Origin of the sequence: Azospirillum sp. ST 5-10 (assembly GCF_051225715.1) — a bacterium.
Lineage (GTDB): Bacteria > Pseudomonadota > Alphaproteobacteria > Azospirillales > Azospirillaceae > Azospirillum.
Window position 1 is genome coordinate 1 of sequence record NZ_JBPJSP010000019.1, and the last position, 15,811, is coordinate 15,811.

Sequence of the window (15,811 nt, forward strand, 5' to 3'; positions counted from 1 at the left end):
GAGGGCGGCGACGGAACGGTGTAGACGATGTCGCCGCCGGACAGGGTGAAGTTGGCGGTCGTGAAGGCGCCGGTCAGGGCGATCGTCGCCTGGGCCGGGCCGGCGGTGCCGGCGGTGTTGATGTAGAGCATGGTGACGCCGCCCACCGTGGCGCCGACCTGCACCGAGCCCGCCGCCATGACCGTGCCGTCGCCCGACGTCACGGAGCCGGTGAAGGTCGCCCCGGTGACGGCGATGACGTCGCCGCTGCCGAAGTCGGCGATGACATCGACGCCGCTGTCGCCGGCCGCCAGCACGAACCGGTCGCCACCGTCGCCGCCCGACAGGGTGTCGGTGCCGTCGCCGCCCGACAGGGTATCGGCGCCGGCACCGCCGAGAAGCGTATCGTTGCCGGCTCCCCCGTCCAAGAGGTCCGTACCGGCGTCGCCCGACAGGGAATCGTTCCCCGCGCCGCCGGAGAGCTGGTCGTTGCCGTCGCCGCCGACGAGGCGGTCAGCGTTGGCGCCCCCGATCGCCACGTCGTCGCCGGCCCCGAACACGACGTTCAGCAGTCCGGCCCCGGTGATGCCGGAGCCGTCCACCGTGGTCGCCGAGGAGATGCCGCGCAGGACCGCCCGCAACTCGCCACTCACCTCCACCCGCGCAAGACCGCTGGCGGCGCCGAGGTCGAGGCCGCCGGACCCCGTCCCCGACAGGGCCAGAGTCTCGACGTCCGTCAGGTGCAACAGGCCGCTGGTGAGGTCGCGGCCGGTCACGTCGGCCCGCACCGTGTCGTCGCCGGCGCCGCCGTTGACCGTGTCGGCGTTGTCGAGGGTGGTCGTGAAGTCGATGACGTCGTTGCCGTTGCCCAGATCGACGAGCATGTCGGCGGCGTCGGCCAGCGTCACCGCGGCCGCGGCACCGAACGAGCTGCCGTCGATCCGCGTGACCGTCGCGAGGATTCCCGAGACCGCGAGGTCGGCGCTGCCACCCAGGATCAGCGTCGTCAGTCCGCTGGTGTTGGTCAGGTCGACCACGCTGGCCGAACCCCGGTTGTCCAGGGACAGGGTCTCGATCCCCGTCAGGCGGAGCTGCCCGGCACTTCCCGTGAGATTGTCGATGCGCGCCGTGACGGTGTCGTTGCCGTCGCCGCCGCTCAGGGTGTCGGCGCTGTCGAGGGTCCCGCGGAAGCCGAAGGTGTCGTCGCCCGACCCACCCTGCACGAGGATGTCGCTGGCGGCCGTGAACGTGACGCTGAGATCGCCTTGGGCGGCATGGCCGTCGAACGACGTCATCGAACTGGTCACGCCGGTGTGCAAGTCGCCGGTGCCGTCGACGACGAGCGTCGTCAGGCCGGTGGTGTTGTTCAGCGCCACCGAGCTGGAGGAACCGCTGGCGGTCACCGCCAGGGTCTCGATGCCGTCCGCATGGACATTGACGGATTGTCCGTCCAACGTCGCCGACAGGGTGTCGTCGCCGGCGCCGCCGCTGATGGTGTCCGTCGACTCCAGCGAGGTGCCGAAGGCGAAGACGTCGTCGTTGTCGCCACCGGTCGCCGCGACGTTGCCGCCGGTGAAGGTGGCGTTCACCGTACCGGCGCCGGTCAGGCCGGAGGCGTCGACGTCGACCGACGCACCGGTGATGAGGTGGCTTCCCGCACCCACCGGCTTCAGGGTCGAACTGCCGACGTTGGTGGCCGTGAAGGTGGCGCTCTGGCCGGCCGCGACGGTCAGGTTCAGGTTCTCGAAGCCGGTGATCGTCGCCGCCTCGGTGGTGACGCCGTCCGCCAGGGTCAGGTTGAGCGTGTCGGTCCCGTCGCCGGCGTCGACGTTGTCGGCGGCGTTGATCTCGGCGTCGCTGGCGCCGGTCGTCAGGTCGTGGCCGACGGTGTCGTTGAAGCTGTCCGTTCCCGTGGTGAACACCGGCACCTGGAAGGCGACGTCGCTGCCGGACAGAACGAAATTCGACAGCGAGAAGGTGCCGGCCAGATGGAACACCACCTCCGGCGCGTCCTCCACGCCGTCGGCGTCCATGTAGACGTAGGCGTCGTCCGCCGAGACGATGTTCACCTGGACCGAATTGGCGGCGACCGTGGTGCCGGTGCCGGCCGTCAGGGTGCCGCCGCCGGTGCGGCCCGTCGCCCGCAGGAGGTCGCCCGCGGTGAAGCCGGACACCACGTCGGCGTTGCTGCCGTCCAGGGCCGACACGTACACGTCGTTGCCGTCGCCGCCCACCAGGGTGTCGACCCCGTCGCCGCCGGCCAGCGTGTCGTTGCCGTTGCCGCCGACCAGGGAGTCGGCGCCGCCGTTGCCGCTCAGCGTGTCGTTGCCGGTGTTGCCGAGGATGGTCTCCGCCCCGGACGTCCCCGTGACGTTGCCGCCGCCGGCGTAGCTGATGCGGATCGTCTCCACGTTGCTGACGCCGGAGGAGAAGTCGAAGGCGGTGTTGAGGGCGACGTCGATGGTGTCGTTGCCGTCGCCGCCGTCGATGATTTCACCGACCCCGAAATCCGTGCTCCCGGCCATGCTGAAGAGATCGTCGCCGGCACCGCCGGAGAGGGTGTCGTTTCCCGGCCCGCCGCTCAGCGTGTCGTTGCCGCTGCCGCCGACGAGCCGGTCGTTGCCGTTCTTGCCGACGATGACAACGGAATCGCTGCCGAGACCGTCGATGGTGTCGGCCAAGGTCGAGCCTTCGATCCGCTCGAAGCCCGTCACGTGGCTGAGGTCGAAGAGCCCGCCGCCGGTCAGCGACAGGGTGTCGTTGCCGCTGCCGCCGGCGATCGTGTCGCCGGTGAACTGCGCCAAGTTCGTGACGACCAGATCGTCGTCGCCGCCGGCGTCGATGAGGTCGCCGTGGCCGCCGCCGTACAGGGTGTCGTTGCCGGACCCGCCGCTCAGCGTGTCGTTGCCGTCGCCACCCGACAGGACGTCCGCGCCGCTGCCGCCGATGAAGCGGTCGCCAAGATCGCCGCCGCTGAGGCTGCCGGCACCGCTGAAGGTCGACAGGTCGACGAGCAGGGACACGGTGGAGGCGGACGTCAGGGCCGAGCCGCTGGCGTCCAGCAGCCCGAAATTGTCCGGACTGACCGTCCAATACCAGCGCGCTGCGGAGAGGTTGAAGGAGATGGTGACGGATTCAGTGTCGGAGATTTGGCTGGCCAGCGTCGTGCCGGCGTTGACGACGCGCAGATCGCCGTCACCGGTCGTGTAGCCGCCGCTGAGCTGGTAGCGAAACGTTCCCGCCATGAAAGGTCCCCAACAGTGACGTCTGCAAGGCTGCTTTACCGACTTTCATGAGGAGCCAAGCCCTCATGATCAACAAACGGCACACACCCGATCGCACGACGGTACTCGGGTGCTCCCGAGGACGATCCGAGCCACACCCATTGGCCGGAGCGTTCGAGCGTCGGCGTATTGATGATCGAGAGCGTGACGGAGAACTTGGGGCGCCAGTCGATTGCTCGGCGCGAGTGCGATCGTATTGCTAAGATGCTCCGTCCGCAGAGAGCAGGAGCGAACGGAGAAGACGAGCCGGATCGCGGCGGGCATCCGTCCGTGCCGAGGCGTGTCGAATGTCGCGATCCGGCAGACCCCGGGCTGTCACCCCCCAGTTCCGCGTCATCATCGGCAGCCCTGCGGATGCGACCCGGTCACGGCTGGGCAGTGGGGAAAGACGCACACCCCCCGGCATGTGATGTTCCTCTCCCAGAGGTCTTGGACGTTCAGCAGGCGAACCGGATCACGATCGAAACGAGTTGAGCGCCAAACAAAAAGCAACCTAAGATTGCCGTATCAGCCACGGCAACGACTTTGTCCGAACCGTTTTTCCCGGCCGGAACCTCTTCAACGACGCGACACTCCTCTTGCCATGAAGAGCGCCACGCATACCATTATATGAATGGGCAAGATGTCGCGGGTCAACATCGGAAATGCGACAATTTTTTACATTGCCCGGGCGGCGCAAGAACTGATCCGCTGTGTCGGCGATCCGCGCGCGGCGAGCGCGCAGCCCCCCTGTTCCAGCCTTCCCTGCCACCGTCGTTCCGTCGCGTCATCGCGCGCCGGGGAAACCCGCGGCGGCGCCCGCCGGAAGCGTCCGGCCCCCATCATATGCCGAAACGCCTGCCGGCCTGGCAACAAGGCAATCGTGACGGATTGGAACGCTTCACGGCCGACAGGGGACCTCATACCGGGATGCCTAGAGCAAGATCGCTTTTGGCCGATCCGGCCAAAAGCGTGAATCCCGCTCCAAGCGTTGCCGGCGTCACTCCGGCGCGTGGCGGATCTCCAGGTCGGGCAGGCCCCAGCAGGTGACCCCCATGTCGCGCGCCATCATCGCCAGGCCTTCGGTCTCGATGTAGCCGCGGTAGGGGGCGGCGGGGAAGACCAGCCCGTCCCGGTGCAGGTCGGCACGGACCAGCAGCATGGTGCCGCCGACCCCGTCGACCGGGACGGGGCCCCGGCCGCGCAGCGCGTCGAGATAGCGCCGGCCGACCCCGCGCGGCGGCTGGACGAGGCCGTCCACCATGTGCTGGGCCTCGCCGGCGGCGCCGTCGGTGAGCTGGAAGGTGTTGAGGTCGAAGGTCGGGCCCCCCGGCTGCAGGACGCAGTGCGGGACGACGATGTCGTGGCCGCTGTCCAGCAGGCGCCGCAGGGCGTCGGCCGGGGCGTCGGCCACGTCGGCGTCGACCCACAGCACCCACTCCTCGTCGCGCAGCGCCGCCTGCAGCAGGCGATTGCGGGCCCGGGCGATGGCGCCGCGCCGCAGCCGCTGCACCGCCGGCGCCCAGCGCGGTCCGTCGAAGCGCACGCCGGTGTCATGACGGTGCAGTTCGACGCGGCGGAAGCGGCCGGCCAGCCGCGGCAACTCGGCCTCCAGGAACGCGGCCGAGCCGTCCTCGCTGTCGCCCTCCAGAAGGGCCAGCGACAGCCGGTCGCGGGGATGGTCGAGCCGCTCCAGCAGCGTCAGCAGCGCCGGCAGATGGCGGCGTGCGTTGCGCACGGGGATCAGCACGAGCACCGAAGGGTGCCGCCGCACGGCGGCCAGCCGCTCGGCGACGCGGGCGCCGACGGCGTCGGCGGACAGGCGGTCGCGGACGCGTTCGGCGGCACGGCGTGCCCTGGCCCGGGCCAGCCCGCGGCCGTAACAGACGGCGCGCATGAGCTGCGCCGCTTCGTCCAGGTCCGGCTCGGTCCACACGGTGCCTGCGGGATAGTAGCCGACGGGAGCGTCCAGCGTCACCGCACGGCCGGGTACGGGAAAGGCGCAGTCGTCCGACAGGAAGTCCTCCACCCCCGAGCCGGCCGTGGCGATCACCGGCTTGCCGAAGGCCATCGCCTCGGCGACCGTCAGCCCGAAGCCCTCGGCCCGGTGCAGGGACACGTAGGCGTCGCATTGAGCGATGATGGCCAACGCTTCCGCGCGCGGCGCGTCGCCGACCCGCAGGAGGATCGACGGATGCCCGTCGATGGCCGCCTCCAGCCGCGCCCGCCCGGCCGGCGACAGGGTGCGCGCCTTGATCAGCAGCAGCGTGCGCCCGTCCGCCACCGGGAAGGCCCGGCGGAACGCCGCGACGACGCCGAGCGGGTTCTTGCGCTCGAAGTCGCTGAGCTCGTCGAACAGGAAGGCGAACACGAAGGCGTCGTCGGGCAGGCCGAGGTCGCGCCGCGTCGCCGCCGACGGCGCCGGCGCGACCACGTGCGGGACCACCGCCACGGGGATCGGCGAGACCCGGCGCAGCGCCTCGGCGGCGAAGCGGCTGGGCGCCCAGATCTCGTCGAACAGGGCGAACGCCGGCTGCCAGGCGGCCGGAAAGCTGGTCGCGCTCTCCCACGCCCAGACGCCGATGCGGATCCGGCCGCGCAGCGCCTCCTGCAGGCGCCGGTCGCGGCCGGACGCCAGCAGCAGGTCCGGGTTGGTGTGGACGATGGTGACGGGATGCCGCGGCGCGGCGCCGATGGCCGGCGAATCGAGGTCGACCGCCGTGTGGGGGATGCCGGCGGCCGCGAGGGCGTCGAGCAGGCCGCACGCCGCCACCCCCAGCCCGACGCCGGCGCCGAAGTGGCCGAACACGCTCACTCCGGCCGCCGCCGGGGCGGAAGCCGGAAGTTCCGGCGCGGGCGGCGGCGCCTCGTAGCGTTGCGCGAAGTGCAGGCTGCGGGTGTTGAAGCCGAGCCACTGGTCGGCGACGCTGCCGACGTCGAGGGCGATGCCGCCCCGCGCCTTGATCCAGTCGCAGTAGAGCTTGCCGAGGAAGCCCGCCGCCACGAGGAAGACCTCCCCCGGCTCGCGCACCGCCAGGGTCCGCTCCAGGGTCCGGAACGCGTCGGGGTAGTGCGGGCCGGCCTCGGGATAGCCGAACTGGGCGGCGTACTTCGCCTCGTGGGGAATGCGCACGTCCTGGTCGACGGCGACGCCGAAGCGTTCGCTCAGCGCCGCCGCCAGCCCGGGGTGGCAGGTGATCAGCGACACCCGCCGGATCTCGGCGAACAGGCGTTCGTACTGGCCCCAGGCCGCGAGGTCGGCGTGGACGTGGCAGGAGGCGACGGTCTGCGCCGGCCGGAACAGGGCATCCTGTCCCTGCTGCGCCAGGTGATGCAGGACCACCAGAAGGCCGCGGTAGTCGTGCCAGCTGTGGAACAGGAAGGGCGGCGTCGGCAGCGGCAGCCCGTAGCACAGGCGCGCCAGGTCGGGCACGCCGACCACGTCGGCGTTGCGCACGGCGGTCCCCAGCGCCGCGCTCATGGCGGCCGCGGCGTCGCCCTCCAGCAGCGCCCCGCCCCACCAGATGAACTGGGTGGCCGCGCGGTCGGCGTCGGCGTGCTCCTCCTGCCCCGGCGGATAGGGCAGGAAATTGCCCTCCCCGTCGCCGAGGCGGATCAGGCTGAAGGGACGGCGGTGGCGGTGGGCGTCGAGGATCCGCCCGGTCACGGCCTCGGCGTCCGCGCGGGTCCACCCGCTCTCGACGTGGAAGGCGGGGAAGCGCGTGCGGAGCCGGTCGAAGCCGTCCGCGAAGCGGCGCAGCGCCTCGCCCCAATGCCCCAGCGGCGCGTGCGGGTCGCGCCGGTCGGCGAGGCGCCGCAGCGCCTGGGCGGCGGTGCCGTCACCCAGGCCGAACCGCAGGCGCTCGAACACGGCCATCAGGCGCAGCCGGATCGACCGCTCGTCGTGCGGCGGCAGGTCGTCGACCGCGTCGAAGAAGGCGCGCAGCCCGCTCTCGCCCTCGGCCTCGCGCACCGCCTGCGCCGCCGGTCCCACCAGGTCGGGGCTCAGTACGTCCGTTCCGTGCTTGCGCCACAGCGCGTGCAGGGCCCGCCGCCCCTCCGGGCCGCGGGTGTAGGCCGCCGTCATCAGGTCGTGCTGCACGGTGCCTGCGCCGCCGCCGGGGAAGGCCACCGTGCAGGCCGCCTCCAGGTCGCCGCGGACGAGCAGCGTGTGGAAATGCAGCGCGCGCAGGGCGGGCTGGCCGGCCACCACGTCCCGGTTGGCGTCGAGCAGCGCCGCCAGTTCGGCGTCGCGCTGGCGGCGGTGGAGCACGGCCGCCAGCATCACCACCGCGTCGGCGCGGCCGAGCGCCGGGCCGCGGCTCCGGGCGACCGTCTCGGCGGCGTCGAGCCGGCCGATCTCCACCAGGGCGATGACCAGGCCGCCCCACCCCCGCGACGACGCCGGGTCCAGGCACAGCACCCGCCGCCAGCGCGCCCGCGCCACCGTCCAGTTCCGTTGCCGCACCGCCAGCTCGGCCAGCGCGACGCGGACCGCCGGCTCCTCCGGCAACTGGCGGGCCAAGGCCGTCAAATCCGCCTCGGCCTCGGCGAACCGGCCGAGCTCGAGCCGCGCCACGCCGCGGCCGAGCCGCCCCGAAGCGTGCTCCGGTGCCTGCGCCAGCAGCCGGTCCCACAGCGCTGCGGCGTCGCGCCAGCGCCGCGCCGCCGCGGCGACCTGGGCCGCCCCTTCCAGCACGGCGGGCCGCGCCGGGTGGGCATCGCGCAGGGCGGCGTAGGCGCGGGTCGCCTCGTCGAGGCGGCCGGTGTCGAGGAGGGCCCGCGCCGCCGCCAGACGCTCCTCCAGGGTGGCGGCGTCCGCCAGGGATTGCCGGTACGCCGCGAGGGGCAGGCGCTTGCCCAGTTCGACGGCGACATCCTGGAAGCGTCGCCCTTCCCAGCGCTCCTCGGCGGCGTGCCACTGCTCGTCGAAATGGGAGGACGGAAAGGTGTTGCGCCCGTGGGCCACGTAGAGATAGAGGCGCGGCTCGTCGAGGTGCACGACACGGACGGTGCGCAGCAAGCGCTCGACCACCGGCGTGTCCTCGCCGCGTGCCAGCTCGGGATAGGGCGGCAGGACCGCCTTCTCGCACAGCAGCGACCCCTCCCAGGCGCGCCGGCGGGACACGGCAAGGCGCTCCGCCTCCGGCCACCACATCAGCCATTGGCTCAGCACGCAGGCCCGCGCGCCGGCGCCGCGCAGGGCGGCCATCTGCACCTCGATGCGGAACGGGTCGTAGAGGTCGTCGTCGTCCCACTGGCAGACGTAGGGACCGGCGGCGAGCGCCACCGCCCGATTGCGGGCCCGCCCGAGGTTGGGTGCGGCATCCTCCGGGCGCACCAGGCGGATGCGGGGGTCGGCGAGGGCGGCCACGGCCTGCGCCAGGGTGGTCCCGGCGCCGTCGTCGACGATCACCAGCTCGCGGTTCGGGTAGGTCTGCCGCCGGAAGCCGTCGACGGCGATGAGCGCCTGGGCCGGGCGGTCGCGCGTCGTCATCAGGCAGGACACCAGCGGCCGCTCGCCATCATTGGCCGGGGCGGGGGCGCCTGCCGCCCCGGCCTCGCCGTCGGAGACGACGATGCGCACCGGCACCGGCGGGCGGTCCGCCGCGTCGACGCCGCGGAACCAGGTGGCGTCCCAATGGTGCAGCGCGTAGGCGTCGCGGGTGACGCGCTCCCAGTGGCGGATGTCGAAGAGCCGGCCCTGCCAGCACGCCATCTTGTCCACGGGGTAGACCGCGTGCGCCGGCAGGAGGGTGATCGTCTCCGGCGCGGCGTAGGAGTCGTAGGCGCGGGTCAGCAGGAACGGTCCGGTCGCGTCGAGCACGTCGTCGGCGCCGGCGTTGCGCCGCAGGGCCCCGACCACATGGTCCCAGAAGCCGTGGCCGGGCACCGAGGCGATCAGCGACGGGCAGAGGATGCGCGTCATCCCCGCCCGCACCGCCTTGTCCAGGGCGAGGTGGCTGTCCGGCTCCAGCCCGATCGCCAGGGATGGCCCGTCGAGCAGGGAGTCGATCGGCTTCAAGGCTTCGAAGTCGAGGTCGACGTACAGGCCGCCCATGCGCTTCAGGATGAGGTAGCGCGCCGCATCCGCCCTCCGGATCGGCTCGGCGTACCCGTCGTAGACCGGCAGGAAGTCCGGGAATTCCCGGGCGACGAAGGCGCGCAGCTCGGCGTCCGTCCACAGCCGGTGCTCCCAGCCCGGGTGCAGGCGCCGCCAGGTGTCGCGGTAGAGGGCGAGACGGTCCGGGACCGCCTCGTTCTTCCAGAGGTGGTGAATGATTTTCGGGATCATATGCCGGACGACCAGTGGACGCCGGATCATCCGCGAGAGCGGCCCCGCCATCAAGCGCAGATTGGCGGGGCCGGAGTGCCTACGCCACCGTGAACCAGCCGTCCTGGACCGCGCTCGCGGCGACGCCCTTCAGCGTCAGGCTGTCGCCCGCGCCGAAGCGGATCACCGCGTCGCCGCCGGTGCCGGCCACCGACCAGGACTGGCCGGCGACCACCCCCACCCGGTCGCCGTCGGCGAAGGAGAAGTCGGTCACCGTGTCGGCATCCATGCCGGTCCGGGCGGCGAAGACGTCGGCGCCCGGCCCGCCGGTCAGCGTGTCCTCGCCGCGGTTGCCGAACAGCCAGTCGCTGCCGCGGTTGCCGACGATCTCGTCGTCCCCCTGCCCGCCGAAGATCGTGTCGGCGCCCTGGCCGCCGAACAGCAGGTCGTCCCCCTGCTCGCCCAGCAGCAGGTCGGCGCCCTGGTTGCCGAACAGCTGGTCGGCGCCGGCGGCGCCCATCACCGTGTCGGCGTCGGCGCCGGCCATCAGGGTGTCGACGCCGCTGCCGCCGAACAGGGCGTTGGGTCCGGCGTCGCCCTGGGGCGTCCAGCGCACGGCGTAGATGGTGCCGCCCGTGTCGTCGCCGATCAGCAGCGACCCGTCGGCGGCCGTCGCCACCGCGGTCGGACGCCCGTAGACCTCCGGTGCGGTCTGCCCCTCCATCCAGAAGCCGGTGGCGAACGCCTCGTAGCCGTTCTGCGGCACCCCGTTCTCGACGTCGACATGGGCGATCATGAAGCCGCGCGGATCGGCCGAGTTCCACGAGCCGCGCAGGGCGACGAAGGCGTCGCCCCGGTACTCCGCCGGGAACTGGTCGCCGGTGTAGAAGGTGAAGCCGATCGGCGTGGAATGGGCCTGGAACAGCGTGTCGGGAACGATGCTCCGCGCCGTCAGCGCCGGGTCGTCCACGAAGCCCGGTTGGTCGTTGGCGCCGATGTAGGCGTAGGGCCAGCCGTAGAAGCCGCCCTCGGCGACGCGGGTCAGGAAGTCGGGCACCAGCTCGTCGCCCATCGCGTCGCGCTCGACGACGGTGGCGACGAGGGCGCCGGTCTGCGGCTCCACCTCGAGCCCCGCCGGGTTGCGCACGCCGCTGGCGTAGATCCGGGGATCGCTGCCGTCGGCGTCGAACTGCAGGATGGTGGCGCGCGGCGCCGGCTCGACCGCGAGGTTCGATTCGGAGCCGATGCCGACGAAGAAGCTCTGCCCGTCGGCGCTGAAGGCCAGGGAGCGCATGGTGTGGCCCTCGTCGGAACCGAGGGCGCCGTCGGGGGTCAGGGCCACCGCCTCCCCTTGCGCCTCCAGGTCGCCCGGCGTGTAGGGCACGCGCCAGACGTGGCCGACGTCGACGACGTAGAGGCCGTCGGGCCGCAGCTCCATGGCGTGGGGCGTGTCGAAGCCGTCGGCCAGCGTGGTGCGCAGGTCGGCGACCCCGTCGCCGTCGCTGTCGCGCAGCAGCATGATGTCGTCGGCGCCGCCGCGGGTCACCAGCACGTCGCCGTTGGGCGCCACCTCGATCTGGCGCGCACGGCCGAGATCCTCGGCGAAGACGCTGACCTGGAACCCGTCGGGGACCTGCGGCAGCACGCCGTCGGGCCGCTCCACCAGCTCGGAGTAGTTGCGCACGGAATCGTTGATGATTCCCGGCAGGTTGTTGGGGTCGATGAAGAAGCGATCGCCTGGCTGGTCCATGCCGCACCCGTCCCTTGTTGCCTCCCGCGCCTCCGCTCCGGGAAGACGTCACGACGGCAAACGGGCTGAGGGGTTCGGCATTCCCCGGGCAGCGGGCTTAGCCACATCGCCGCCGCGGCGCGGCCTTTGGGGAGGAGGCGGCGCGGACGGGTGAGCGCCGCCGGACCGGCCGGCGCACAACGAAAACGCCGGCCCCCGGGGGGGCCGGCGCTTCGCGACCGACGTGCGTGTCCGAGCCGTGGATCAGGCGGCCTTGCCGCTCTTGGCCACGATCTCGTCGGCGACGTTCTTCGGCACCGGGTCGTAGTGCGAGAACTCCATGCTGTAGGAGCCGCGACCCGAGGTCATGCCGCGCAGCTCGCCGATGTAGCCGAACATCTCCGACATCGGCACGTGGGCCTCGACGGCGATGTTAGTGCCGCGCTCGAGCTGGCCGAGGATGGTGCCGCGGCGGCGGTTGATGTCGCCGATGACGTCACCGAGGTAGTCCTCGGGGATCACCACCTCGACCTTCATGACCGGCTCCAGCAGGACCGGGCCGGCCAGGCGCATGCCCTCGCGGAAGCAGGCCTTGGCGGCGATCTCGAACGTCAGCGCGTTGGAGTCGACGTCGTGGTACTTGCCGTCCAGCAGGGTGGCCTGGAAGTCGACCGTCGGGTAGCCGGCCATGACGCCGTCTTCCTTCTGGTTCTGCAGGCCCTTGTCCACCGACGGGATGTACTCGCGCGGCACGGTGCCGCCGACGATCTGGTCGACGAACTTGTAGCCCTCGCCGCGCTCCCGCGGCTCGAAGCGGATCTTCACCTCGGCGAACTGGCCCGAACCGCCGGTCTGCTTCTTGTGGGTGTAGGTGTGCTCGACCGCGCGGGTGATCGCCTCGCGGTAGGCCACCTGCGGCCGGCCCATGACGCCCTCGACACCGAACTCGGTGCGCAGGCGGTCCATGGTCACCTCGAGGTGCAGCTCGCCCATGCCACGCAGGATGGTCTGGCCGGTGTCCTTGTCGGTCTCCAGCACCAGCGACGGGTCGGCGCGCACCATCTTGCCCAGCGACACCGAGAACTTGTCCTGGTCGGCGCGGTTCTTCGGCTCGACCGAGACGCTGATCACGGGGTCGGGGAAGCGCATGCGCTCCAGCACCACCGGCGCCGACGGATCGCACAGCGTGTCGCCGGTGTCCGTCTCCTGCAGCGACACGAAGGCGACGATGTCGCCCGCGCGCACCTCGTCCAGGTCGTTGGTGTCCTTGGCGAACATCTCCACCATGCGGCCGATGCGCTCGCGCTTGCCGCGGGTGGTGTTCATCACCGACTGGCCCTTGGAGGCGACGCCGGAGTAGACGCGCACGAAGGTCAGCGAGCCGAAGCGGTCGTTGATGACCTTGAAGGCCAGCGCCGAGAACGGCTCGTCGTCGGAGGTCTTGCGCTCGCCGTTGGGGTTGCCGTCGGGATCGACGGTCTTGATCGCCTCGACCTCTTCCGGCGACGGCAGGTACCACACCACGGCGTCGAGGAGCTGCTGCACGCCCTTGTTCTTGTAGGACGAGCCGCACAGCACCGGGACCAGGGTGGCGTTGACCGTGCCCTTGTGCAGGCAGGCGCGCAGGACGTCGGGCGAGGGATCCTCGCCGCTCTCCAGATACGCCTCCATGGCCGCGTCGTCCTCCACCAGGGCGGAGTCGATCAGCGCCGCGCGCAGGGCCGGGATCTCGGCCAGCATGTCGCGGTCGTTCTGGTTGGTGAACTTCAGCTTGTCGGCGAGGTCGTCGGTGATCTCCCAGGTCTCCATCGGCGCGTCGCGCTCGTCGGAGAACCAGAGATACGCCTTCATCTCGATCAGGTCGACCATGCCGCGGAAGTCGTCTTCCGAGCCGATCGGCACCTGGATCACCACCGGGTTGGTGCCGAGGCGGTCCTTCATCATCTGCACGCAGCGGCGGAAGTTGGCGCCGGAGCGGTCCATCTTGTTGACGTAGCAGATGCGCGGGACCTTGTAGTTGTCCGCCAGGCGCCAGTTGGTCTCGGTCTGCGGCTCCACGCCGGCCACGCCGTCGAACACCACCACGGCACCGTCGAGCACGCGCAGCGAGCGGTTGACCTCGATCGTGAAGTCGACGTGGCCCGGGGTGTCGATCAGGTTGATCTTCTTGTTCTTCCAGAAGCAGGACACGGCCGCCGACTGGATGGTGATGCCGCGCTTCTGCTCCTGCTCCAGGTAGTCGGTCGTCGTCGAGGACTTCAGGTCCTTCGTCTCGTGGACGTCGACGATCGTGTGCTTGCGGCCCGTGTAGTACAGGACACGCTCGGTGGTCGTGGTCTTGCCGGCATCGACGTGGGCGATGATGCCGATGTTGCGAATGTCGCTCAGGGGCGTGGTGCGCGGCATTAAAGAACTCCGTGGTGCGGACCGGAACCGCGTGCTCGGGTTGACGGCGGCGAGGCCTAGATGCTCCTTGGCTGCGCGCCATACAAGGGGTGGCGGAAAAAGTCAAACAACAGTTTTCCGCATCCGCACTCGCGCACGCGCCGGGCGGACTGGGCAGCGTGATAGTCGCATCCGCGCGCCCTGTCCAGCCCGACGTTGCCGGCCTCCCCCTTTTCTCGGGCGCAGCCGCCGCGGGGCTCAGTAGTGGGGCGGCGGCGGCTCGTCGCCGGGCGCACGGGCGGCGCCGCTCTCCAGGGCGAGCAGCCGTTCCGTGAGGCGGCGCACCTGGGCGGCGAGCCGCTCGACGGTCCGCCCCTGCTCGAACAGCACGGCCGACATCTCCTCGGCCATGCGCTCATGGTGGGCGAGCCGGCTCTCCAGTTCGTTCAGGCGGGTTTCGGTGTCGCTCATCGGTGTCTCCGCGGACGGGCCCGTCAGCCCGCCAGGATGGTGATGTCGGAGGCGGACAGGGTGCGCACGTTCAGGGTGGCCAGCGCCACCGCCGCGCCCTCGCCCGAGCCGTCGGCGTCGAAGGACAGCACCCCGGTCGCCGTGTCGAAGACGAAGACGTCCGTGGAATCGGTCGGCGCGTCCAGGGCGAAGGAGGTGGGCCGGACGACGCCGTAGCTCCGGTTGCCGAAGTTCGGGCTGGCGACGGCGATCTTGTCCACCCCCGGCTCGAAGTCGGTGATGACGTCGCCGCCGTCGCCGGGCGTCGTGAAGACGAAGAGGTCGACGCCGGCGCCGCCGGTCAGCGTGTCCGCGCCGGCGCCGCCCACCAGCCGGTCGTCCCCGAGGTTGCCGTGGAGCGCGTCGTCGCCCAGGTTGCCGTAGAGCAGGTCGTCGTCCTGGCCGCCGTACGCGGTGTCGGCGCCCTGCCCGCCGAACAGGGTGTCGGCTCCTGCGTTGCCGTAGAGCGCGTCGCCGCCCGGCGCGCCCGACAGCGTGTCGGCGCCGCCGCCGCCGAGCAGCGCGTTGGCCGCGTCGTTGCCGGTCACCGCGTCGTCGCCGGCCCCGGCCGCCGCGTTCTCCAGGATCACGCCGGCGGCGACGGTGTAGCCGCCGAACACCCCCTCGGCGCGCGACAGGTAGCCGCCGGCGTTGCCGCCCGCCAGCGGGGCGGGCCGCAGGTCGATGACGCAGGCGTCGGCGCCGAGGTGGCGGACCGTGTCCGTGCCGCCGGCGTCCCAGATGCAGGCGTAGTAGGTGCCGGGCCCGTTCCCTGTCGGCAGGTCGTAGACGTCGTCGCCGGTGGCGTGGCCCGTGTTGGCGCCGTAGATGTACTGGATCGCCGCGACGTCGAAGGCCATCGGCGTCGCCTGGTGGCCGTAGTCCATGATGCCGCGCCCCGCCACCGGATCGGACACCAGGCCCGCCCGGTACGACATGGTCGTCCAGACGCCCTGGTTCAGGCCGTCGCTCCCGGGCTCGAGATCGGGGCGCCCGGTCGGCGTCGCCGGGTCGATGCCCGGGAAGATGCCGGAGGTGCCGCCGTCGTCGTGGGGATGCGCCAGCCCGAGGCCGTGCCCCAGCTCGTGCAGCAGGGTGACGTAGGCGAAGCCGCCGACGGCCAGATACTCCGGCCGCCATGGGGTCGAGCTGCCGTTGTAGCCGCCGAGCCCCGCCCAGGGGTCGTCGAGCGGACCGTACTGGAAGCCGAAGATCTCGCCTTCCTGCAGGGGCCCGATCTCGTCGGGCCGCATCTTGTCGAAGGTTAGGTCGGCGACGTCGAGGCCGACCGGCGTGCCGTCCAGGTCCCAATAGGAGGCGTCGCCGCCCGCGCCGCCGGCGACCTCGACGAAGCGGACGTCGGCGACGGCTTGCCAGGCGGCCAGCGCCGACCGCATGGCGTCCTTCTCCGACTCGCTCCACGTCGTCGGCGTGCCCTGCCCGGCCTGGGCGTTGACGAAGGCATAGGTGATGGTGGTCGTCCCGGCGGAGACCGGCGTCCAGGCGGCCCCCCACTTGCCGCCCCACAGCAGGGCGTTGACGTAGGGGTTGGCCGTGGCGACGCCGCTCCCCGGCTGTCCGGTCGGCACCACGGTGTCGGGCGCTATGGTCATCGCTGTCCTCTCGCTGCTCGTCTCGGCCCGCAGGGGCGGCGCGACCTTAGCAGATGTC

6 protein-coding genes are annotated in these 15,811 nt (G+C 71.7%); all 6 read right to left on the reverse strand.

The window, feature by feature from the left end; genetic code table 11:
* The coding region (locus tag ACSBPG_RS19815) for a beta strand repeat-containing protein (RefSeq protein ID WP_435538931.1) at nucleotides 1–3,224 on the reverse strand (3,224 nt) is incomplete at its 3' end.
* 1,018 nt (nucleotides 3,225–4,242) lie between these two features.
* Entirely contained in the window at nucleotides 4,243–9,537 is a 5,295-nt protein-coding gene (locus ACSBPG_RS19820) for a glycosyltransferase (RefSeq protein WP_435538932.1), read from the reverse strand.
* Between the two features lie 79 nt (nucleotides 9,538–9,616).
* The gene (locus tag ACSBPG_RS19825; protein WP_435538933.1) at nucleotides 9,617–11,266 is read right to left on the reverse strand and encodes a PQQ-dependent sugar dehydrogenase; all 1,650 of its coding nucleotides are present in this window, start codon (nucleotides 11,264–11,266) and stop codon (nucleotides 9,617–9,619) included.
* Nucleotides 11,267–11,509: 243 nt separating this feature from the next.
* A complete protein-coding gene (fusA, locus tag ACSBPG_RS19830; protein ID WP_435538934.1) occupies nucleotides 11,510–13,651 on the reverse strand; it encodes an elongation factor G in 2,142 nt (713 codons plus the stop codon).
* Nucleotides 13,652–13,888: 237 nt separating this feature from the next.
* Nucleotides 13,889–14,101 (reverse strand): SlyX family protein, encoded by a 213-nt coding sequence (locus ACSBPG_RS19835; RefSeq protein ID WP_435538935.1) that lies wholly within the window; start codon nucleotides 14,099–14,101, stop codon nucleotides 13,889–13,891.
* 23 nt (nucleotides 14,102–14,124) lie between these two features.
* A complete protein-coding gene (locus ACSBPG_RS19840; protein WP_435538936.1) occupies nucleotides 14,125–15,753 on the reverse strand; it encodes a M10 family metallopeptidase C-terminal domain-containing protein in 1,629 nt (542 codons plus the stop codon).
* Nucleotides 15,754–15,811: the final 58 nt, after the last annotated feature.

Excerpts from the sequence above, each read along its gene's own strand:
- ACSBPG_RS19820 (WP_435538932.1), bottom strand. The coding sequence starts at position 9,537 with ATGATCCCGAAAATCATTCACCACCTCTGGAAGAACGAGGCGGTCCCG.
- ACSBPG_RS19825 (WP_435538933.1), bottom strand. The coding sequence starts at position 11,266 with ATGGACCAGCCAGGCGATCGCTTCTTCATCGACCCCAACAACCTGCCG.
- fusA (WP_435538934.1), bottom strand. The coding sequence starts at position 13,651 with ATGCCGCGCACCACGCCCCTGAGCGACATTCGCAACATCGGCATCATC.
- ACSBPG_RS19835 (WP_435538935.1), bottom strand. The coding sequence starts at position 14,101 with ATGAGCGACACCGAAACCCGCCTGAACGAACTGGAGAGCCGGCTCGCC.
- ACSBPG_RS19840 (WP_435538936.1), bottom strand. The coding sequence starts at position 15,753 with ATGACCATAGCGCCCGACACCGTGGTGCCGACCGGACAGCCGGGGAGC.